The organism is uncultured Imperialibacter sp. (assembly GCF_963974565.1).
GTDB classification, from domain to species: domain Bacteria; phylum Bacteroidota; class Bacteroidia; order Cytophagales; family Cyclobacteriaceae; genus Imperialibacter; species Imperialibacter roseus.
The window spans coordinates 79,719-99,169 of the sequence record NZ_CAXBCJ010000017.1; the positions used below are offsets into that span (position 1 = coordinate 79,719).

A 19,451-nucleotide genomic window follows, 5' to 3' on the forward strand; every position below is an offset into this window, starting at 1 on the left:
TCGCTACTCTGGCTTTTCGAACGGGTTGATGCATTGTTTGATACCTGAAAGGAGGGAGTGCCACCAAAAAGCAAAAATTGATTTTTCCATTTCCCGGGAAGCCGATATTTTCCCTACTAGTGGGGCTTCCATTTTGTCTACCCTTTTTAAAACCAATTTATTGAACAGCCAGAGCTTGATGTCTTGAAAAACGTTGTCGGAATTGTCTCTGGCTTGTTGTGTTCCGCTTACTACGAGGTTTTGGTACAGGAGGCTGATGTCTCCCCATGCGTTCGTGCGGTTGTGGCTGAAATTGAATTTGAGCTCCTCCAGTTCTCCTGATTCTACCGAGATGAAAGCCACATTTGTCAATATTCTGTTGAAGGTGGCGATTTTCATTGGAGCGAGCGAGCCTTGCACGTGGTAGAGCGAGTCAGGATTCATGGGAATCCTGATCTCCGTTTGCAATAATCCCTGATCGAAGAGAAAAGTGCGAGCCTTTAGAACTGCATATTCCGGGCTGTTTGATCTAATGTTAGTGATGGTTGCGTTCAAGCGATCAAATGATATTTCCCCTTCCGCTGTACCATTTTCACTAAATTCCTGGTAAACTACTCTGCTATCTGAGATCACAATTGAGTCGATATTGAAGGGAAGTGGTGAGGACAGAAGAGACTCGTGTGGTAAAGGCTTGGCAGGTTCGTTTTCCGGACGGCCGAGTCGTTTGTCCCGGTAGAAGTTGCCAACTAACGAGTCGAAGCGCAGCGAGGTGATAGACAGTTGTTCGTTGTTGATTAGTTGGGAGAAAGATAGTCCGTCGGCCATAATTAGTTTGCAGTCGACGTCATTTCTGCCGGTCTGATGACCTTTTTTGAGTGCAAACTCATATTTTGGGTATTGCGGGATCAGATGAAACCCCGAAAGCGCCAGGCTTTCGGCTGCCCAGTCCAGGTTTGCGGAGTCCAACTCTAATTTATAAAGACCGTCAGGTGTTAGATAGCGGAATACTGTAAGCTTTACTGTGCCATCGCTGATTGGCTCTTTTTGCCCGTCAATAAGGTATGGAGATAGGTTTTGAAGTTCTGCGCTGATAGTGCCATGGCCGATTTCCTTTGAGGAAGAATCACTGACTGCCTCAAATAGAAAAAACTCGTTTGAAAGAAGGCTTAGTTGCTTGATCTCAACCTTCATATCTGCGCCTTCGCTACTCCCATTTAGTCGAATGACTTCACTGCTGTCTCTGCCGTTGACAAGATTTGCTCTAATGACAAGCGAGTCCAGCGTAAGTTGGCCGACGACAATTTTATTTTTGAAAATGAGATCTATTAGAGATATACCTTGGACAGAAATTTGGGCGGCTGAAATATTGGGGGCCAGTAAATTATCCTTGATGAGGAAGGGCTTGGGTTGAAGGGAGTCTCTCGGAGATATTGTTAACGCCTGAATAGTAATTCCTGGCGGTAAAATAGTTGTTTTGAGGCTTTGGTATTCGATAGTGTAGCTATCCTCTGTTAGTCGAGCAAAATGAATGTTTAATTTTTCAGCGAGGAAGCTACCGCCATAAAACTGCACCAAAATGACCATAGTCAACAATATGGCTGCACCAATGGCAGCAATCTTCAGCGTAATCTTCATAAAGGAGCTTGATATTGACAACGGATTGTTGGGGGTAAGGAATATCTTAATAGTTTAGGAGAGTAGAACGGTAAGTATCCAATTCATTGAATATCCTAAAGATAGCCTTTTCGGCGCTATTGATGATAACCTCACTTTTCACCAGCTTTCAATTGGTGAGGAGAGATGACTGGTATTTTCGCATTTTCGATTTTCCGCATGTTCAGCTAACTGTCTTGAATGTAGTTTTTTTGACTGGCCATCTTATTCTGGCGGACTATGGAAACTGGATAGACGTGAGCATTGGGGCGGCTGGCTTAATTGCCTTTTTTTATCAGCTGGCAATCATTTATCCGTATACGCCGGCAAGTAGCAAACAGGTGCAAGATACCAATCCGGCTGTTTCTTCAACGTCTATTTCGTTGCTGGAGGCCAATGTATTAATGTATAACTCCAACTATGAGGGGTTTGTTAGTTTGGTTAAAAATTATCGGCCTGACATTTTAGTTACACTCGAAACCGACGAGAAATGGAGAAATGGGCTGAAGGAGCTAGAGTCTCTTTATGAACAGCACATCCTTCTTCCGCTGGACAATACCTATGGTATCTGTTTTTATAGCAATGTGGCGTTTAAGGATGCAGTTGTTAAACACCGTATAAGCAAAGAAGTACCATCTATTGAAATGACGCTGGACCTTGAGGGAGGCCAACAAGTAAAGCTATTTGTCGTTCATCCGGAACCGCCAAGCCCAACAGAAAAGGACTTGTCGACGCCCAGGGATGCGGAATTGGTTTTGGTAGGCAGAATGGCAAAAGAGTGTACGCTACCGGTGATCATCACAGGAGATCTTAACGATGTGGCCTGGTCACACACCTCACGTCTGTTTCAGCGGATCGGGGGCTTGCTTGATCCCAGGGTAGGGCGGGGCTTTTTCAATACCTTTCATGCCCAATACCCTCTGTTTCGCTGGCCTTTAGATCATGTGTTCGTATCCCGCCATTTCACTGTTGACAGGATTCAGCGACTACCAACCTTCGGTTCGGATCATTTTCCTATTTTGATTCAACTGAGCATACCTTTGCACGCACCCGATAACGAGACTGCCCCGGTAGCTAGTAAAGAAGATAAAAAGGAGGCTGGACAGACGGTGGCGGCAGCAAAGGCCGACGAAAACTAAAAGCCATAATGTCTAGTTGGCACCACTCATGCCAGATGGTACTGCATCCTGCTGATGCACGCCCTTGTATTTCACCTGCCTTGTGTAGGTATCAATAGTATCTTTGGAGGCTTGATCGATGTGGTAGTACTCATAAGTCACGTCTACGTCCAGTTCATATTTTCGTGCGGATTTTTTTGTCCCTTTGATGGAACCCTCTTTTAAAGCAACATCCGACGTGTACCCGCAATAACAATAGTAAAGAAAGAGTGTTTTCAAATTCTTTAGCTCGTCACCAGTATATTCAAAGCTTTCTCCCGGATTTTCCAACTCCACAAAGAAATCTTCCGAGTATTCATCATCAGCAATAGATTTGTCGTCTTCTCTGACGTAATGACGATGGAAGACCACGTTGTCACCTGAGAATGCATAGGGGAACTCACCAGTGAGTTTGGCATCAACGAAGAAGTCAAGGCTCTCTTCTGCTGGATTGATGCCTTCTTCTTGTCCGCAGCCAGAGAACATGAAAGCATAGAGAATTACTAACACACCAAAAGCACGCATAAGTCTGTTTTTTTATTAAAGACATCACAATGGCGGACTTAGTTGGAAAGAATGAAGTCAATACCTCCAAAATAGGCGATCCCAGACTGTTTTGAACAGCCGAAATGGCTCTTTGCCGAGGTTGTTGGTTTTCGTTTGAAGGAAATCCTCTATTTCAGGTATGTTGGTGATGAAAAGTGGCGACAATTCAGCGACTCTTCCATCTTCTGTGTAAAGCAAAAGGCCAAACTTAGCCAGGAAGTTTAATGGAACTACTTGCTTTTTAAACCCCTTAAGCTGGCTGTAGTTAAGGGTTTTCTCCTTGCCCCAGAACGGGTACTTTATGGTGACCTTTTCCTCGTCAAGAGTGATTTTTGCCAAAATCGGATAGAGCGATGAGAAAACCTGATAGTTGCCCAGCAGCATGACGAAAAGAACCAAAAGTGTCATGCCAGTAGAAGCATAGTCTTTTGCCAGTGACACTATGAGGCTCATGGCTATGATCACCAGCGGCGCCATCAGGAGAACCATTTTCATCCAAATAACTTTGAAAATGTCTCGCTTTACATCCATTACCATTTAAGTTTTTCTCTTATAAATGACGTCAGACTTTCTGCCATCCTTTTGTTGTCAGCCACCCTTGGGTGCCCTCCCTTTTCGATGAAGGGGAAGAAATGGGTATAAATTAAAGAATCACCCAAACCATCCACAGCCTCCTGCACATAGCCAGGCCATGCTGAGCCCTCTTTGGTGGCATCCATGCTGCCCAGTGCACAGATAATCGGGGTGTCGGGGTACACATTTCTGACCAGACTGATAAACTCCTGATAAGAGGCAATGATTTTTTCTTCGCCTGGTGCGGCTTCTCCCAGCCGGAGACTGAACGACGGCTGCTCGGGCATATTGACTAACCAGGAGTCATTTTGAAAGAGGTTAACCACAACAAGGTCGGGCGTTATTCTTGAAAAGTCCCATCTGCTTGCTGAGTCTTTTGGGTTTAGCCTGGGAAAAACCTCGGGCATGATGATAGTTGGGTCCCAGCTGATCATAATGCCAATGCCGCTGCGGCAGGTGCAAACATAGTCAGCATTGAAATTCCGTGACGTTATGGCTCCGTACGTTGGGTAATTGTTGGTGTAGGTACTGTCAGGCGAATCGCCACCCGTGAGATCTTCGATGGCATAGCCAGCAGTGATGGAGTTGCCAATGAACTCAATAGTTCTTGAGTTTTTGGGAGTCGGCAGCAACTCCCCTGTAACTTTAAACCCGTGAATGGTGGTGCTTCCCTTGTCCCATTCATTTCTTTTTACCAGCGAAATGGTGTGCTCTCCCTCTTCCAGGTCTTTGGCAAGCGTATACCACTTTGTTGCGCTGTCTAGCCTGATATACCTGATACTGTCTTTGTCGATCACAATATTGAAGTAGTTGTTACCTCGTTCGTCCGCAAGCTCAACCCTCAGGCCCGTGCCGTTAATCGTTAGTGTGGCCTCGGAGCCCGACCAGAATAGAACAGGTGCCTTGGGGTTTCCAAAATCGATTCGGCCGGTGTAGTTGATTTGCTGATTGTCGGCCTCAAGCTTAAGCTTTTCCGGCTGAGAGCAACCCGTTAAAATCGAAATTATCAACAGGAGAGGTAGGACCAGGTGGTTTTTCATCGCATGCTTTTTAACTCAATGAAGGAGGCAGACAGGGCATTGATTCCAAGCCCATATATTTACCCATGGCATGTCACTAAAATGCCAGTATAAACTTCTAAAAATATTGGCAGATAAAATAATCGATTTTGCCATAAGCAAAGCGTTTCCATCCTGGGCTATTTCTTAAACAAAAAATATACTGCTGCCACCAGGCAGGCGAATCCGGCCAGGTGGTTCCATCGAAGCGTCTCTGTTTTAAAAACAAGCAAGGTGAAGGCGGTAAACACAATTAGTGTGATCACCTCCTGAATGACTTTGAGCTGCATGAGCGAAAAAGGGCCTCCGTTCTCCCGGAAGCCGATGCGGTTGGCAGGTACCTGAAACATGTATTCAAATAAGGCAATGCCCCAGCTAATCAAAACGATAGCCACAAGTCCAAGGCTTTCGAACCACTTCAGTTCCCTGAACTTGAGGTGGCCATACCAGGCAAGTGTCATGAATACGTTGGAAGTAATGAGCAGAAGAATGGTGTAAACCGCTTTCATACGTGAAGATTAAGCGGTAAATATACTGAAAGGGCTAATTCAATATAACGATGGATGCATTTAGCAAGGCTGCAAACGAAACCCAAATAAGATAGGGAACCAGTAGCCAGGCAGCAGTTTTGCTAATGAGGTAAAATCGATTGATAGTAAGCAGGATGGCAACCCATAGCACCACAATTTCAACTAGTGCAGCAGTAGGGTTTCTTAGACCAAAAAACAAAACAGACCAGAGGCTATTTAGAAGCAACTGACCCACGAAAAGGCCCAGTGCCAGTTTTACTCCGATCGATTCTTTCGCCCCGGACCAAACAAGACCTGCGGCCACGCCCATCATTGCGTAAAGCAGCGTCCACACAGGGGCAAACAACCAATTGGGCGGATTGAAAGGCGGCTTGTTTAAGGTAGTGTACCAGGTAGATACTGATGATGAGGTTGCAATACCAGACAGTCCGCCTACCGCCAAACAAACTATCACTGAAACTGCGACCCTGATAATAATTGTTTTGTTACTAGCCATCTTGTTATAACTCTCAATTGGCCAATAAGTTTGGCGATCTATTTTTTGTAAGGCACCAGGTCCGATTTAATGGTCACTTCAATTTCCTCGGCTATGTTTTGAAACACGATCTGAGGAATTTCGATGTCATGATCCACTAATTTGACCATGAAAACTGACTCAAGACGAACGACGCTTCCTTCGACGAAGAGTTTTGCCGGTATTGACCTTTCTTGCGGCACGCCGTGTACGTCCAGTACGCCCCTGGCGGTCACCTCATAAACCCCATTTTTGGTAAAATCAAAATTGCCAACGATCGATCCTTTGAAAGTGCCATAGGGATGCTTTTCACTCTCCATATAGTTTTCGTTGAAGTGCTCCTTCATCAGGTCTTTGGCGAACTCGAATGTTTTAATCGGCACTCTGAAGGAAAAGGTTTTGTCGGCCACATTGACCAAACCTTGAGCCGAAGTGGTAGTCGCTGTGATGTCTTCTATCAGTGCGTCGGAGAAGAAGCGTACGTTGGAGCTTTCCAGCATATAAATCTGAGCTCTGGCCGTTCCTGCATATACGAAAAGAGCGAGGAGCACTGTAAAGGTTAATTTCGATGTCTTTTTCATTCCATTCTCGATTTCTTGGACAGTGTAAACTCTCTTGTGACATTAAAACCAAAATGTATGCCACCATTGCCCCATGCGTCGGTGTTTTCGGCAATGAATCCTTTTTCCATCATAGCCAAAGAGTTGGTGAGGTGCAGTTGGAAGACGTGTCCACCTGTTTCGATGTCGAAACCGATAGAGAAGGAGTCGTTGTAGTTAGCTACGTTAGGCGCATTTTTGTCAGCGACTCTCAGAATGTATTCACCATTTAAGGCTGTTCTGCGAGAGAGTTTGATTCTGCCTCCAAAGCCAACAGCGGGAATGTCGTTGAGATCAGTAGTGCCATCTACCAGATTGAAATGCACCCATGTAGGGACAACCTCTGCCGAAAACCTATCGCTGAATTTGCGGGCAAGCACAAGCTGATGCACAAAGGCGATGCGTGAGCTAAAGTAATTGGTGCGGTCGGGCAACTCCCACCTCAAACCATTTACCGACATATTGCTGACCCAAACGGCACTAAGGGGCATTACTTTTTTGCCAGTTGACTGGCTGAGGATGGCGGCTTTCACAAAGCCGTCGTAAGTCTTCTCGTAGGTTGACCGCCCCACACCAACCATGAGCCATTTGGTCAGCCCAAAGTCGAAACCAAACCGAACCGACGACTGGTCGAGGCCCCACAGGTTGTAGGCACCCCCATTGAGTGGGCCAAAACGATGCGAGATCCTGAACTCCATGGCTCCTGGGGCTACTCTTTCGGGCGAATGGAGATTGATGACTCTGGAGGATTTGAAAGTGGCTGTTGTATAGTCGATGGTTTCGCTTTCCATCGAGTTGAGCAGGTCATCCAGGTCTTGTGCAAGTGATGGTGCGATGGTAAAAACTGCCAAAAGCGTGAAAATAGAAAATCTCTTCATGAGTGCGTGTTAATTATTGAGGGTTCCTTCACTGATCCATTTTTCTATCAGGCTGATTTGGCAGGATGAAAGTTTGCTGCCACTCTGGGGCATTTGCGGATACCCGGATTTGTGCTTGATGGTACCCAGCAGGCTGCCATTGTCGGCCCTGACTTTTACGTTTTGGTAGGTATCGAGCTTTACTCCACCGCCGAGATTGGACGCTGCACTTGCTGAATGACAGGAGAGGCAACGGGCAGAGATAATGGGTTGAATCGACGCTGAATAAGTAATGGTAGTAGAGCCGTCGCAGTTGGTGCCGTTTCCAGTTTCTTCCGAGTAAAGGTCTTGTTCATTGTCCCACTTGCACGAGGCTAAGGCAAAACACAGTAACATTGGTAAAAGCAGTCTTTTCATGGAGGTCTTTTTGGTTGAAGGGTTGACTGACGGTTTTTTTACAAATAAGTAATATTCATACGACTTACTTATATGAGATACGAAGTAAATGTCGGATTGGTGGCCTTCCCTAAAAAATTAATGCCATACCGGCAGATTCGAAGGGACACAAGAGGTCGTCTGCTACTGAAACGACATTCGAGCGAGCCATCAAACATTGGCCGGGGGATTAGGCAAACAGCCATCTTCCGGTTCCGAGACGATTAAATTCCTTGAAGAAACCTTAGTTTTTTGAAAAGATTGGGAGAAAATATAATGTTGTTTTTCATATATTTATGAAGTAAACACCCATTTTCAGAGAGTTTTTTTCAATGAAAAGTATCTTGCTTGTTTTCAGTCTCGCTATAAGCATTTCTGCAAGTGCGCAAAGTGACATAAGGTTTGTGGCGGATCCAGGCCAGGCCAGCAGTCGATTTACGTCGCAAACTGGACTCATCCGAGGGGGGCAAATCACGAAAAATCAGACAAGTCGGCTTTACTTGCCAACGGGTGAGTATCAGGTTCATTGGCGTAGAAGTCAGAGTCAGCAATACGATAGCATTTATACAGGCAGGGGATGGAAAGCGAGCCAAGTTGATTTATGGGAAGGATATTCCTTGGATGAGCGAAGTCAATTTACTGCGACTACAGTAGATAAGAGAATCAACAGCGTTAACTGGATTGATGATGGTAAAGCTTACCAGCTTACCAGACAGGCGACTGGAAAGTATAGTTTTTCGATGCTTCAGCCAATTGAGTTAGCCGATGGTGGGATTTGTGGATTTGAAGCTATGGTAAACAGGGGAGCACCATTACAGCCAGCACGCTTGGCATATACTTCTTGTCAGCTTATTGAATTTCAATTAGTAACTGATCTTGCACTCAATGCCTCTCCAGAGCAATTTGCAGTCGCTGAAGCGAAAATGATCGAGTGGTTTGCTATTGTCCAAACTTACTTTATAAGCTTTGATATTGACTTTAAGTTAAGGATCAAACAGCTCGTAATTCCTATTGATGAAAGCCCATTTCCAGCAAGAGATGACCCAAGTGTCAAAAGTTTTGGCGACATCAACTTTCATTTGCGAAACTGGTTGGAGGAAAAGGGAATTTCAGCCAGCCTGTTCGATTTCACCATGGGTATCACCCAGTTCAATTATCCAACGGGTAATTTTATAGGGCATCTCTTCGCTGGGCCAGAAAACTCACTTGGCATAGTGCTAATAGAGGAACAGTCATCACTCTCTTACACTGTGGCGACTATTGTTCATGAAGTCGGTCATGGATTTGGTGCCGGGCATGACCCGACGACAGGTTACATCATGTCGGCAGATTTGAGTGGAGGCTCCTGGAGTAGCAAGAGTAAGTATGAGATCAATGAATATATGTCTACAGAGGAGGTGTTGGCCCATCTTAATGAATGTCCTCGTCTGGTGTTTTCGGCTGAAATCGACGAGAAAAAAGTTAACCTGACCTGGGAAACCGACTATGAATACAATGTCAGCTATTACGTCTTGGTTTTGGCTGATAATGGTATTCTTGATACTATTCCAGCGATCGGTAAAGAAAGTGAACCGGTCAGTTACCAGTTTGTTCACGAAAACCCTGGGAACGAAAGAAACATTTACCGTATCTATCAGTTTTCAGTTTTTGACGAGCAGCTTACGTCGGCTAATATAGCTGTTGACCTGTCGGGGGCAAAGGGGCAAGATGGAACTACCTATGGCCCCAACCCATTTAACGAACATTTGTATGTAGACCTGGCCGACCCGACAGATGAGCTCATTATCTATGATATATCCGGCAGGATTTATTTCCAGGGGCACTTATCAGAAACCTCATTTGATTTGGCCACTGGGGTATGGAAGAAGGGGCTTTATTTTGTTAGAGTGAACAATGAAGTTTTTAAGGTCATCAAAGAATAGACTTTTTGAAGTATTATCGAGTGCTTGAGGAAAATACGATGGCGTCAGGGGCCTGTCAGGTTTATTTCACTTCCTCTCCTGCAATCCAAACCCCTGAAATGCTCTTGCTGTTCTTAATGTCCTTCAGTGGATTGGCATCCAGCACCACAAAATCCGCCCAGTAGCCAGTCACAAGCTTGCCAACATCTTTGAGATCGAGGCACTTGGCTGCGTCGCTGGTGGCCGACACAATGATTTGCATGGGACTTAGCCCAGCATCAGCCATCATGGCCATTTCCAGATGCTCGAAGTAGCCGATAAAGCGGGTGGGGATGCCACTGTCGGTGCCGAAGGCAATGGTGACGCCGTTGTCAGAAAGTGTCTTCAAATTGGCCATGGCGGTAGGTAACTGCTGCTTGTAGGTTTGGGCGCTAGGGTTGTTTCTTATTTGCGCCTGCCTGGCAGGATCAAGCAGTGGTTCAACAACGCTGGTGTTATACGTGCGCAAAAAGAATGGATCCGAAAAAAAGGCTGCCGTGTCCTCATAAACATAAGTGGAAAGCTCCCTGGTGAGGGTAGGGCAGTAGCAAACTTTCTTTTCTCTGAGCAGGCCAATGAGCTCATCATCTACCGGAAGATCACGAACGCTGTGAGCGAGGAAGTCAGAACCAGCTCTTAGTAGCTTCTTGGCGTCGTCGAGGTAGTACATATGAGTGGCTATTTTGTAACCAAGCTCATGAGAGCGGTTGATCACTGCCTGATAGACCTCCTCAGTCATTTTTGCGCTGCTGCCAAGGTTATCGTCCACCCTTATTTTCATAAAGTCGACGCCCATGGCATCATTTTGATCTACTACGGCAACAGCCTCTTCTGGAGTATTGCCGGAAATTACCTCGCCAGCCATGTACAAACGGGCTCTTTGCGTGGCTGTCGTATCTGCTACTGCCCTCAATGCTACCGCTTCTCCTTTGTCGGCCCCCAGACTGACCACTGTGGTGACGCCATATCTGGCAAAAAGGCTGAGGTTATCGATCACATTTTGCTTTGAGTAATGCCCACCTTCTATGCCTTTTACATCACCAACGTGGCCATGTGCATTGATAAGACCGGGGATGATGGTCTTGCCCGAAAGGTCATTCACTGTGATGTTGTCGGGCAAAGTCACCTCATTCTTTGTCCCCATTGCCGCAATGCGGCCATCGGCTACCAGCAGCACACCATTTTGGATAGGCGCAGCGCCAGTTCCATCAATAATAGTGGCTCCGGTGAAGGCTGTATAAACTTTGTTGTCGGTTTGCTGCGGTGTTGAGCAGGAAATAAACCCCATAAGGGCAAGAACCAGGCAGAGGCGAGTTTTCATATGTTAAATGTAATAAATTTCATAGCCAGGGACAGCAGGATGGCCTATTCTGCTGATGATACTATATCTCTATGATGGATTCTTCAAAAGTTTCGGGGTCGATAGCCTTGTTCTTAAGTCGTGTTTTGTAAGTGTAAATGGTATTGATCGAATAGTTCAATAGCCTGGCTATCTGATTATTGTCATTGATCCCTAGTCGCATAAGAGCGTATATGCGGATTTCAGGTGTGAGTAACTTCATATTCGAATCCAGCTGCTCATCTTTTTTCAGCAGGCCATTCAGCTTGTCAATAAAATCAGGGAAGAGGTTGAGAAACATATCATCGAAATTCTTGTAAAGTAGCTCCCGCTCTTTGAAGGAATTAATGTTGTCGGTGATTTCTGAGAGGTCGTCGAACTTTCGTTGACTCAGTTTTCGATTGATGGATGTTACCAGTTTTTCAGTTTTGAAAAGGTGCTCCGAAATCAGGTTAAAAAACTGTCCAATATAGGCCTCTTTGATTTTGTTGGATTCTTCCAGCTTGCGATTGGTATTGAAAAGTGACTCATTGGCGGTGTCGAGGTTTCGTTTTGATATCCTAAGTTTGCTAAGTTGTCTGAAAATGATAAACAAGAAAAGCCCCAGCGCAATTACCAGCAGGGTGATAATATAGGAGTAGTTGATGACCCTTGTGTTTCTGCTTTCCAGCTCCTGGTACTGCTTTCCCTCGATAATTGGAAGTATGTCGGACACCTCTACTTTTCGAAGCCGGGAAGAGTAGAAGTTGGCATCATCAAGGGCTTGCTTTATAAACAGGGATGACCGACGCAAGTCGCCCTTCCTGAAAAGACTTTCCGCCAACTCCCTCATGGAAACGTTCTCCTTCACGGCACCTCTTATATCATTTATGGCTGAGAGGGCTTTGTAGTAGATGGCTTTTTCCGGGAATTTCTCATCAAAAACGACCCCCATATCATACGATCTCATGGCTAACTGATGGTGAGTCAATTTAAAGTTTTTGACCATTGAGAGGTAGACTCTTTCTGTTTCTTCGAAGTCGCCGTCCGCCTGACTGATCTGGATGCGAATAAAATGAGAGCGAAGAGAGGACGGCGAATGAAGCGCCAATTCCCTGTTCATATAGTCTCTGCTTCTTTGCTGGTAGATTTTGGCGTAATAAAAATCCTTTACGAAGTAGGCCATAAAATCGTAGAGCCTTGTGGTGACGGAATAGAACTCACTTCGGATGCTATCGGGAACGTTGGTGAGGTCTACCGCCTCCAGGGTGTCGGCAGCCTCCTTCAGCAGTCCGCCCGACTCCAGCACAAAAGCTGTTTTGATGCGAGAGGTTTGAATACATTCAAAAGATCCGATTTGATAGGCGAGGTCAGAGAGCTTGAGTGAATAAAAAAATGCGGAATCGTACTGGAACGACTTGTATTGATCCACTATGTGCCAGCATGCTCTGTATTTGTCCGTGAGGCTGGTTGACTTACTGAGAGAGGACTTATACGCATCTAAGGTGGCTAACTTCTTTTGTATGTAGGTTTCCTTTTCCGCAATTTCTCCCTCAAGCACTGTTAATATACTATCGGTATTCAAAAGAGTAACCTCTTGAGAGAAAGCAAAATAAGGAACTAAAAGGGCAAAAAAGAGGTGCTTTTTCATTGAGTTAACCCGGCATAAAAGGCGGTTGAATTTCCCGTTCGGTGAGTGCTTGTTTTGGGGTTAAGGCCATAACGGCACCAGCACCTGACAAGATATTTCTCCTCCTTTAGAAAATTAACTCATTTTAAGCTTTTTTCAGCACAAAAAAAGACCGGAGACATAAAACCCCCGGTCAACCCTACAAACCTTTCGGGTGCTTGCCCGAAATGATGTGGAATGATACTTTGTAATTGATCGTTGCGACGAAGCAACAGAAAAATGTTTTGTGGCCTAGCTGGCCATTTTCGGCATTCTTTCTATTTGAGATTTATCTGAAACAGTATAGTTAATCAATATCGTTTTGTCTGAACACTGGAGAATGGCATCGTCTTTTAAAATTGCTTCGCTGATGAACCTGGCTGCTCCGATAATTACCTGAGAGCCTCCTTCTACCGAGATGAACTTCACTTCCTTGCAATTGAGCTTACTGAAGTCCAGGCGGCAATTGCCAGATGCATTTTTTACTGTGAGTTTCCGGCAGATGCCGTTAAATGAAACAGCGCCAGTGCCTGCGATATCAAATTCGATAGCTCCCTTTGGGTTGTAAATCATGCCAGCCAAATCGAACTGGCCGTTAGCGATGAATTCTACGTCGCCAAAATTTCCTATGAGAAGGTCGCTGCTTTTGCTGTCACCTTCGAACTTCATTGTTCTGCTGTTTGAGTAGGGTTGTATCATAATGTATCAGTTTACCGGTGCTGGAGTGGGCAGTAAAGTCAAAGAAGTTAGTGAACTTCGATGCCTCAACGTATTGTAATTTACCACACCCCCTTGAGTGTTATGAAATTACCGAAGCAAGAGGGAAAGGGGAAAAAGTGATTGAGGAATATAGAAATATTTAGCATTTCAATGTTTTAAAGTGTTGATTATGAGTTGAATAATATATTTGTTACTGGTATCGTGTATAGATTAAATATAGCGAAGTAAGTGAAGGTTTGGGAGGAGGTATGCAGAGGGGCCAACGTGGGAGGGGAGTTTAGCAGTGTTCTGCTTTTAGCCTCCGGCAATGGTTGCTTGTTAAGATTGTCGGTACCCCTCTGAGATGAAGGCTCAAGCCTGTCAATGTAGTTGAGAAGTTGTACATTTTTTTCTCTTTGCGAAAGGCTGTCACCCTTCGCAAGATTATGCCGCCCCTTCAGGGCTCTGAAGTAATCGTATACAAGCCCTGAAAGGGTGAAATACCTGCAGGATTGGGTGTAGCCCAATCCTGATGATAATAGCTGTTAGCCGTTAGTTTTTTATATTTTTATTTTACGAAGGGCCGCCACCCTTCTTCGCAAGAATATACCGCCCCTTCAGGGCTCTGATGCATCCGTATCCAAGCCCTGAAAGGGCGGTATACCCACAGGATTGGGTGAAAGCCCAATCCTTAAAATGAAAGTCTTAAAAAAACGAAATTAGCTATGCCGCAATCTCTTGTAAAAAACTATGTTCATATCGTCTTTAGTACGAAGTACCGTGAGCCATTGATACACGCACCTTTTGAGGAGGAATTACATAGCTACATGGGTGGGATTTGTAACGACCTTGAGTGTATACCGATCAAAATAGGGGGATATGTTGACCATGTTCATATTCTTTGTTTGCTATCAAAAAAGATAGCTTTGATGAAGTTGCTCGAAGAGGTGAAATCTCATTCTTCAAAATGGATGAAGACCAAGCACGAGTCTCTGGCAAATTTTTACTGGCAGGATGGATATGCCGCATTTTCAGTCAACCCAAAACAAGTAGATAGGGTTATTGCCTACATTGCTGGCCAACATAAGCACCATAGTAAAAATGGGTTCATGAATGAATTCAGGAACCTGATGCTACAGAATCAAATGGAATTTGACGAAAGATATGTTTGGGATTAGGCTTGATGTTTTCTCTTTGCCTTGCGAAGGGCTGCCACCCTTCGCATGTGTATGCCGCCCCTTCAGGGCTCTGAGGCAGTCGTATGTAAGCCCTGAAAGGGCGAAATACGTACAGGATTGGGTGAAGCCCGATCCTGATGATGATACCATTAATTTTTATGTTTTTATTTTACCAAGGGCTGCCCACCCTTCGCATGCGTATCCCGCCCCTTCAGTGCTCTGAAGTGATCGTATACAAGCCCTGAGCCGGGCACCCCTGAAAGGGCGAAATACCTGCAGGATTGGGTGTAGCCCGATCCTGACTATTTAGCCTGATTAATTGCTTTCAACAAAGACTTCGACCCCTTGGCATCACCTTGAATCTGCCAGATCATGATGCCGGAAGCTTTTTCTTTGGCAAGGGCCACTTTCCTTTTTATAGTGGGGATGCCGTTGTAATAGAGAATCTTCCCATCAGGCATTGTCCATTCATCTTTGAGCTCTGAGCCGTTGAAGGTCTCGACAATCTTGCCATAGCTCATGCTGATGGCTTTGGAAGTCAGTTCAGGGCCGTAGCCGTAGCCATAAAAAGGAACACCAAGTGTCATCTTGCTTTTCGGCACCTGGCGATCTTCACCAAAATACGTGAGGTCGTCCACAGCGTGCTCATACAAGGCATGAGGGCCAGGTTTCTCTGGCCGCCAGGGGCCCGTGCGGTCGTAGCTCATCACGTTTACAAAGTCGAACTGCGCAATGGCTTTGTCGGTAAGCTGGTCTTTGTAATACACGGCAATGGCTGCTGTCATGAGTTTGTTTTGTGCCCTGAGCGCTACACCGAGTTCTGTCACAAACACCTCATAGTTTTCATCTATGTTGGCACTTTCGAGGTCGACGTCCAATCCGTCCAGTCCATATTTGGTTACCTGCATCACGAGTGACTCAATGAATTTGCTTCTCTGTCCATCTTCAAGCAGTGCCTGGTATTGCGGCTGATGACTGCCGCCACCAATAGAAAAGAGCACTTTTACATCGTGCCTATGAGCTGCTTTGACGAACAAAGCCAAGCCCGATAGGTCATCGACAAAGTTTCCCTCGGTGTCTGGATTTAGAAACCATAAGTTTACATGCGTAAGCTGTTTGAAAGGGACATTTTTCACTTCTCCTGTTTGGGCTGCTTTGAGCGAATAGTAGCCAACTACCCTGAAGTCATTTTGAGCGTTGGAGATTGTGCTGAGGAGCAAGAACGGTAGAAAGAAGGCAAATGAAGTTACTCGCATGGCAAGAGGAGGTTGTTTTTCCGAAGGTAGGGTTTCCCTTTGAATGAATGTGCTTACAATACGTCAATGGTAAGGTGAGCAAAGGGAATGGTGAATTGCTAAAACGAGAAATCACAGAGACGCAACACAGTCACCTACTTTTTCAATAATACTGATCCAGTGGGCCTTCATTTCTGCTCTCTGGTTTTCATCTGTCAGGTGATCCTGATGAAACGAAAGCGCTGCTTTATCTCCTGCCGGAATAACCCGGATCTGCAGCATAGAAAAATGCTCCCAGTCAGGTTTCTTCCATTTCATTCTAAGGTGGGAGCCTTCCTGTAAAGTGGTGATAAGGCCTTCCATACCTTCCTTGCTATTGAACGGTGTATGATAAGGAAGGTCAACCGCTACGTTACCAAACCAAAGCTCAACGCCTTTTTTGGATAAAGCAAACGCCCAGAGCTTATCCCTGTCGACTGCAAACGTCTTCCGAACGCCGACCTGAAAACCGACTCCTTTTGTTTGTCCGATTGGTTTGTGGTCTTTCATACTTCGGTAACCAAACTAACTGGCCAGCAAGCTCTCAACTCTTGGAGACAATATATTCTTCCATTTTGACTGGGAGTGCTTGAACCGCTCATTTTCTTCCATAAAGTTTTCAATGGTAATGCTGAGCTCGGTTTCGTTGCCAACCTCAGATAGCTCATAGGAAATGTGAATGTAATTCTGTGGCACATTGGCCAGTCCTGCGTTTGGATCGAAAGTCGAAAACTTAACCCGGACGTCTTTCTCGTATTCGAGGATATCGCCGGATCTGAAAGTTGCGCATGTTTCAAGGGAACTGGCCGCCTCTTCCGAGTTCCGTTCAGCGATTTCGCAGTTGTGAGCATACTGCTCGATCAGGGTAGGGCAGACGAGCGACTGCCAAACATTTGAAACAGTGTTCTGGATACGATAAGTTCTTTTAATGGTAAGGCTATGGTTCATTTCTTTGCTATTTGTATTCAAAGAAATACCTGCTACTGACAACCCTATGTCATCGAATTTGAAAAATTTTCAGGAAGATCTTTTATATAGTCGTCAAGGTTGATGTGATCCTGCTTTTTAAAGGGTTTTGCCGTGCATTCAAGCTTCTTTATCCGTACCACACGGAAGTCCCGGTAGTCGTTTCTTTTCCAGCACCAGGCAATCATGTGCCAGTCGAACATGTAGAACAAAAGACCGACCGGCTCCACCTCTCTGGTGCTGGTTTCAAGCCCTTTGTTTTCATATGTCATTTTAAGCACTTGCTTACTGCTGATGGCCGTTTGAATGATAGTGAGATACTGCGCATCAAGCATGTCATGGTGCCACTTAAGCACCCGGGTTTGCTCATGCAGGTGATCCACGCCTTCCTTTTGGCTTCCCTTAAGTACAGCCTTTACTTTCTCGACAGCCGTTTTGCTGTGGCTTATAATGGACTTGTCGGTAAACTGATCGGCCAGCGAGGCCATGAGTATCAGGGCGTTTGCTTCTTCATTGGTGAAGGAAACGGGAGGGAGGAAATAGCCATCAGTGATGAAGTACCCTTTGTTGGGTTCGAAACCCAGGGGCAGGCCCATATCGGAAATTGCCCGCAAGTCACGGAAAACCGTGCGTTCGCTTTTGTCAAATTTCTCCGCCAGCTGCCGTAGCGAGGTGTATTTTCTGGATTGGATATAAGTAACTACCCCAAATAGCCGGTCTATTCTGTTCATGTCAACGAAAAAGTGAATGACAATTTAGGGACTTACCTCGCCTCAGGCAACGCTTTGTGTCGGTGACTTTTGAAGTTTACTCCTTCAGCCCTTTGTAAGCATTGATCAGTCCGTTGGTAGACGAATCGTGGCTGGTGACTGCACTACCGTTGAGTAGCTCAGGAAGTATTTGATTGGCTAGCTGCTTGCCAAGCTCCACACCCCACTGATCGAAGCTGTAGACGTTCCAGATAATGCCTTGCACAAAGATTTTGTGCTCATAAAGCGCTATCAGCGAACCAAGTGCTCTTGGGGTAAGTTTTTTCATCAAGAAGCTGTTGGTAGGTCGGTTGCCTCTGAAAATCTTGTAGGGTGTTAGCGCATCAATGTCTTCATCCGATTTGCCGGCCTTTTTCAATTCAGCAATGACCTCTTCTCTGGTTTTTCCAATCATCAGTGCCTCTGTTTGAGCAAAGAAGTTGGAGAGGAGCTTTTCCTGATGGTCTCCCAAAGGGTTTTGGCTGTTGGCCGAAGCAATGAAGTCGCAAGGAATCAACTTTGTGCCCTGGTGGTAAAGCTGATAAAAAGCATGCTGGCCATTGGTGCCCGGCTCACCCCACACAATGGTACCAGTTTCGTAATTGACGTCTTTTTCATCACGCCCCACTGACTTGCCGTTGCTCTCCATTTCACCCTGCTGCAGGAACTGTGCAAAGCGGTGCATGTACTGGTCGTAGCAGAGGATGGCCTGGCTTTCAGCCTCAAAGAAGTTGTTGTACCACACGCCAACCAGCGCCAATATCGTTGGAAGGTTTTCTCCGTGGGATGTGTTCAGGAAGTGGTTGTCCATGGCATGGGCACCGTCGTGCAGCTCCATGAAGTTGTCGAACCCGATGGCGCAGGCGATTGACATCCCAATCGCTGACCAAAGAGAATATCGGCCACCTACCCAGTCCCAGAACTTGAACATGTTCTCTTCGGCAATGCCAAACTGCACCACCTTCTCCGTGTTGGTAGAAAGGGCGATGAAGTGGTTGCGAACATATTTCTCGTCCTTACAGGCAGCCAACAACCAATCTCTCGCCGACTCGGCATTGGTCATGGTCTCCTGCGTGGTAAAGGTTTTGGATGCGATAATAAACAAGGTAGTTTCCGGATCTACCTTTTTGAGCGTCTGCAGCAAATGAGTACCATCCACATTCGATACGTAGTGACTTTCGATGCCCTCTACCTGATAGGGCTTGAGCGATTCGGTAACCATGTATGGCCCCAGGTCAGAGCCTCCTATGCCGATATTGACAACATGCCTGATAGCCTTGCCAGAAAACCCTTTCAATTCACCAGTATGCAGTTTTTCCGTGAAAGCCTTCATCTTTGCCAGCTCTGCGTTCACGTCTTCCATCACGTTGTGCCCGTCAACAATAATGGGTGTGTTGCTACGGTTGCGCAGGGCTACGTGAAGTACTGAGCGACTTTCGGTTACATTGATGCACTCGCCTGAATACATCTGCTTCTTGGCCTCCTGCAGTTTCACCTGCTCTGCAAGTTCCAACAGCAGGTTAAGCGTTTCTTCGGTGATGATATTCTTTGAGAAATCAAAAAGAAGGTCTTCGAACTTTAAATGGAATTTATCGAAACGGGAAGGATCCTTTTTGAAAAGATCCTTCATGTGCACTTTTTCCATTTGACTGAAATGTGTCTTTAGCTTCTTCCACGCTTCAGTACTGGTAGGGTTTATCTTAGGGAGCATCTTTTGTCAATAGTCAAAAAAACAGAGGCAAACATTGCGATAATTC

Annotated in this window: 20 protein-coding genes; 3 read left to right on the forward strand and 17 right to left on the reverse strand. The window is 45.6% G+C overall.

The features are described 5' to 3' along the window. Positions 1–3: 3 nt before the first annotated feature. Positions 4–1,614: a hypothetical protein gene (locus AAC052_RS20665; protein ID WP_339815316.1), complete on the reverse strand. Its 1,611-nt coding sequence runs from the start codon at positions 1,612–1,614 to the stop codon at positions 4–6. 122 nt (positions 1,615–1,736) lie between these two features. On the opposite strand from AAC052_RS20665, the gene AAC052_RS20670 reads away from it, so the two are divergent. After that, the gene (locus AAC052_RS20670; protein WP_339815317.1) at positions 1,737–2,771 is read left to right on the forward strand and encodes an endonuclease/exonuclease/phosphatase family protein; all 1,035 of its coding nucleotides are present in this window, start codon (positions 1,737–1,739) and stop codon (positions 2,769–2,771) included. Between the two features lie 12 nt (positions 2,772–2,783). On the opposite strand, the gene AAC052_RS20675 is transcribed toward AAC052_RS20670, so the two are convergent. From AAC052_RS20675 to AAC052_RS20710, 8 genes are all read right to left on the reverse strand, one after another. Further along, entirely contained in the window at positions 2,784–3,314 is a 531-nt protein-coding gene (locus AAC052_RS20675) for a hypothetical protein (protein WP_317490886.1), read from the reverse strand. A 57-nt stretch (positions 3,315–3,371) separates the two neighbouring features. Next, positions 3,372–3,866 carry a hypothetical protein gene (locus AAC052_RS20680; protein WP_339815318.1) on the reverse strand — a complete coding sequence of 165 codons (495 nt, stop codon included), beginning with the start codon at positions 3,864–3,866 and terminating at the stop codon, positions 3,372–3,374. Next, entirely contained in the window at positions 3,866–4,948 is a 1,083-nt protein-coding gene (locus tag AAC052_RS20685) for an SGNH/GDSL hydrolase family protein (RefSeq protein WP_339815319.1), read from the reverse strand. Before AAC052_RS20685 ends, AAC052_RS20680 begins: the two co-directional genes overlap by 1 nt. Before the next feature lie 158 nt (positions 4,949–5,106). Then, complete coding sequence (locus AAC052_RS20690) at positions 5,107–5,475, reverse strand: DMT family protein (protein WP_317490889.1); 369 nt, start codon at positions 5,473–5,475, stop codon at positions 5,107–5,109. Positions 5,476–5,509: 34 nt separating this feature from the next. Next, a complete protein-coding gene (locus tag AAC052_RS20695; RefSeq protein WP_339815320.1) occupies positions 5,510–5,992 on the reverse strand; it encodes a TspO/MBR family protein in 483 nt (160 codons plus the stop codon). A 38-nt stretch (positions 5,993–6,030) separates the two neighbouring features. Beyond that, complete coding sequence (locus AAC052_RS20700) at positions 6,031–6,591, reverse strand: YceI family protein (RefSeq protein WP_317490891.1); 561 nt, start codon at positions 6,589–6,591, stop codon at positions 6,031–6,033. Then, positions 6,588–7,487, reverse strand: a complete 900-nt coding sequence (locus AAC052_RS20705; RefSeq protein WP_339815321.1) for a DUF5777 family beta-barrel protein — start codon at positions 7,485–7,487, stop codon at positions 6,588–6,590. Before AAC052_RS20705 ends, AAC052_RS20700 begins: the two co-directional genes overlap by 4 nt. 9 nt (positions 7,488–7,496) lie before the next feature. Further along, positions 7,497–7,883: a hypothetical protein gene (locus AAC052_RS20710; RefSeq protein WP_339815322.1), complete on the reverse strand. Its 387-nt coding sequence runs from the start codon at positions 7,881–7,883 to the stop codon at positions 7,497–7,499. A gap of 350 nt (positions 7,884–8,233) precedes the next feature. On the opposite strand from AAC052_RS20710, the gene AAC052_RS20715 reads away from it, so the two are divergent. Next, positions 8,234–9,823: a T9SS type A sorting domain-containing protein gene (locus AAC052_RS20715; RefSeq protein WP_339815323.1), complete on the forward strand. Its 1,590-nt coding sequence runs from the start codon at positions 8,234–8,236 to the stop codon at positions 9,821–9,823. Between the two features lie 61 nt (positions 9,824–9,884). On the opposite strand, the gene AAC052_RS20720 is transcribed toward AAC052_RS20715, so the two are convergent. The 3 genes from AAC052_RS20720 to AAC052_RS20730 form a co-directional block, all read right to left on the reverse strand. After that, the gene (locus tag AAC052_RS20720) at positions 9,885–11,162 is read right to left on the reverse strand and encodes an amidohydrolase family protein (RefSeq protein ID WP_339815324.1); all 1,278 of its coding nucleotides are present in this window, start codon (positions 11,160–11,162) and stop codon (positions 9,885–9,887) included. A 61-nt stretch (positions 11,163–11,223) separates the two neighbouring features. After that, positions 11,224–12,810, reverse strand: a complete 1,587-nt coding sequence (locus tag AAC052_RS20725) for a DUF6377 domain-containing protein (protein WP_339815325.1) — start codon at positions 12,808–12,810, stop codon at positions 11,224–11,226. A gap of 270 nt (positions 12,811–13,080) precedes the next feature. Beyond that, positions 13,081–13,527 (reverse strand): hypothetical protein, encoded by a 447-nt coding sequence (locus tag AAC052_RS20730; RefSeq protein ID WP_317490900.1) that lies wholly within the window; start codon positions 13,525–13,527, stop codon positions 13,081–13,083. Positions 13,528–14,252: 725 nt separating this feature from the next. Between AAC052_RS20730 and tnpA the strand changes: the two genes are divergently transcribed. Beyond that, a complete protein-coding gene (gene tnpA, locus AAC052_RS20735; protein WP_339815326.1) occupies positions 14,253–14,705 on the forward strand; it encodes an IS200/IS605 family transposase in 453 nt (150 codons plus the stop codon). Positions 14,706–15,007: 302 nt separating this feature from the next. Here the strand turns inward: tnpA and AAC052_RS20740 are convergent, their stop codons facing one another. From AAC052_RS20740 to pgi, 5 genes are all read right to left on the reverse strand, one after another. Beyond that, a complete protein-coding gene (locus tag AAC052_RS20740) occupies positions 15,008–15,961 on the reverse strand; it encodes a glycosyl hydrolase family 18 protein (protein ID WP_339815327.1) in 954 nt (317 codons plus the stop codon). Between the two features lie 111 nt (positions 15,962–16,072). After that, positions 16,073–16,489 (reverse strand): SRPBCC domain-containing protein, encoded by a 417-nt coding sequence (locus AAC052_RS20745; protein ID WP_339815329.1) that lies wholly within the window; start codon positions 16,487–16,489, stop codon positions 16,073–16,075. Positions 16,490–16,504: 15 nt separating this feature from the next. Then, complete coding sequence (locus tag AAC052_RS20750; protein ID WP_339815330.1) at positions 16,505–16,927, reverse strand: SRPBCC domain-containing protein; 423 nt, start codon at positions 16,925–16,927, stop codon at positions 16,505–16,507. Positions 16,928–16,971: 44 nt separating this feature from the next. Further along, a complete protein-coding gene (locus AAC052_RS20755; RefSeq protein WP_339815332.1) occupies positions 16,972–17,676 on the reverse strand; it encodes a YafY family protein in 705 nt (234 codons plus the stop codon). 76 nt (positions 17,677–17,752) lie between these two features. After that, a complete protein-coding gene (gene pgi / locus AAC052_RS20760) occupies positions 17,753–19,405 on the reverse strand; it encodes a glucose-6-phosphate isomerase (protein WP_339815334.1) in 1,653 nt (550 codons plus the stop codon). Between the last annotated feature and the right edge of the window lie 46 nt (positions 19,406–19,451).

Excerpts from the sequence above, each read along its gene's own strand:
- AAC052_RS20665 (WP_339815316.1), bottom strand. The coding sequence starts at position 1,614 with ATGAAGATTACGCTGAAGATTGCTGCCATTGGTGCAGCCATATTGTTG.
- AAC052_RS20670 (WP_339815317.1), top strand. The coding sequence starts at position 1,737 with ATGATAACCTCACTTTTCACCAGCTTTCAATTGGTGAGGAGAGATGAC.
- AAC052_RS20675 (WP_317490886.1), bottom strand. The coding sequence starts at position 3,314 with ATGCGTGCTTTTGGTGTGTTAGTAATTCTCTATGCTTTCATGTTCTCT.
- AAC052_RS20680 (WP_339815318.1), bottom strand. The coding sequence starts at position 3,866 with ATGGATGTAAAGCGAGACATTTTCAAAGTTATTTGGATGAAAATGGTT.
- AAC052_RS20685 (WP_339815319.1), bottom strand. The coding sequence starts at position 4,948 with ATGAAAAACCACCTGGTCCTACCTCTCCTGTTGATAATTTCGATTTTA.
- AAC052_RS20690 (WP_317490889.1), bottom strand. The coding sequence starts at position 5,475 with ATGAAAGCGGTTTACACCATTCTTCTGCTCATTACTTCCAACGTATTC.
- AAC052_RS20695 (WP_339815320.1), bottom strand. The coding sequence starts at position 5,992 with ATGGCTAGTAACAAAACAATTATTATCAGGGTCGCAGTTTCAGTGATA.
- AAC052_RS20700 (WP_317490891.1), bottom strand. The coding sequence starts at position 6,591 with ATGAAAAAGACATCGAAATTAACCTTTACAGTGCTCCTCGCTCTTTTC.
- AAC052_RS20705 (WP_339815321.1), bottom strand. The coding sequence starts at position 7,487 with ATGAAGAGATTTTCTATTTTCACGCTTTTGGCAGTTTTTACCATCGCA.
- AAC052_RS20710 (WP_339815322.1), bottom strand. The coding sequence starts at position 7,883 with ATGAAAAGACTGCTTTTACCAATGTTACTGTGTTTTGCCTTAGCCTCG.
- AAC052_RS20715 (WP_339815323.1), top strand. The coding sequence starts at position 8,234 with ATGAAAAGTATCTTGCTTGTTTTCAGTCTCGCTATAAGCATTTCTGCA.
- AAC052_RS20720 (WP_339815324.1), bottom strand. The coding sequence starts at position 11,162 with ATGAAAACTCGCCTCTGCCTGGTTCTTGCCCTTATGGGGTTTATTTCC.
- AAC052_RS20725 (WP_339815325.1), bottom strand. The coding sequence starts at position 12,810 with ATGAAAAAGCACCTCTTTTTTGCCCTTTTAGTTCCTTATTTTGCTTTC.
- AAC052_RS20730 (WP_317490900.1), bottom strand. The coding sequence starts at position 13,527 with ATGATACAACCCTACTCAAACAGCAGAACAATGAAGTTCGAAGGTGAC.
- tnpA (WP_339815326.1), top strand. The coding sequence starts at position 14,253 with ATGCCGCAATCTCTTGTAAAAAACTATGTTCATATCGTCTTTAGTACG.
- AAC052_RS20740 (WP_339815327.1), bottom strand. The coding sequence starts at position 15,961 with ATGCGAGTAACTTCATTTGCCTTCTTTCTACCGTTCTTGCTCCTCAGC.
- AAC052_RS20745 (WP_339815329.1), bottom strand. The coding sequence starts at position 16,489 with ATGAAAGACCACAAACCAATCGGACAAACAAAAGGAGTCGGTTTTCAG.
- AAC052_RS20750 (WP_339815330.1), bottom strand. The coding sequence starts at position 16,927 with ATGAACCATAGCCTTACCATTAAAAGAACTTATCGTATCCAGAACACT.
- AAC052_RS20755 (WP_339815332.1), bottom strand. The coding sequence starts at position 17,676 with ATGAACAGAATAGACCGGCTATTTGGGGTAGTTACTTATATCCAATCC.
- pgi (WP_339815334.1), bottom strand. The coding sequence starts at position 19,405 with ATGCTCCCTAAGATAAACCCTACCAGTACTGAAGCGTGGAAGAAGCTA.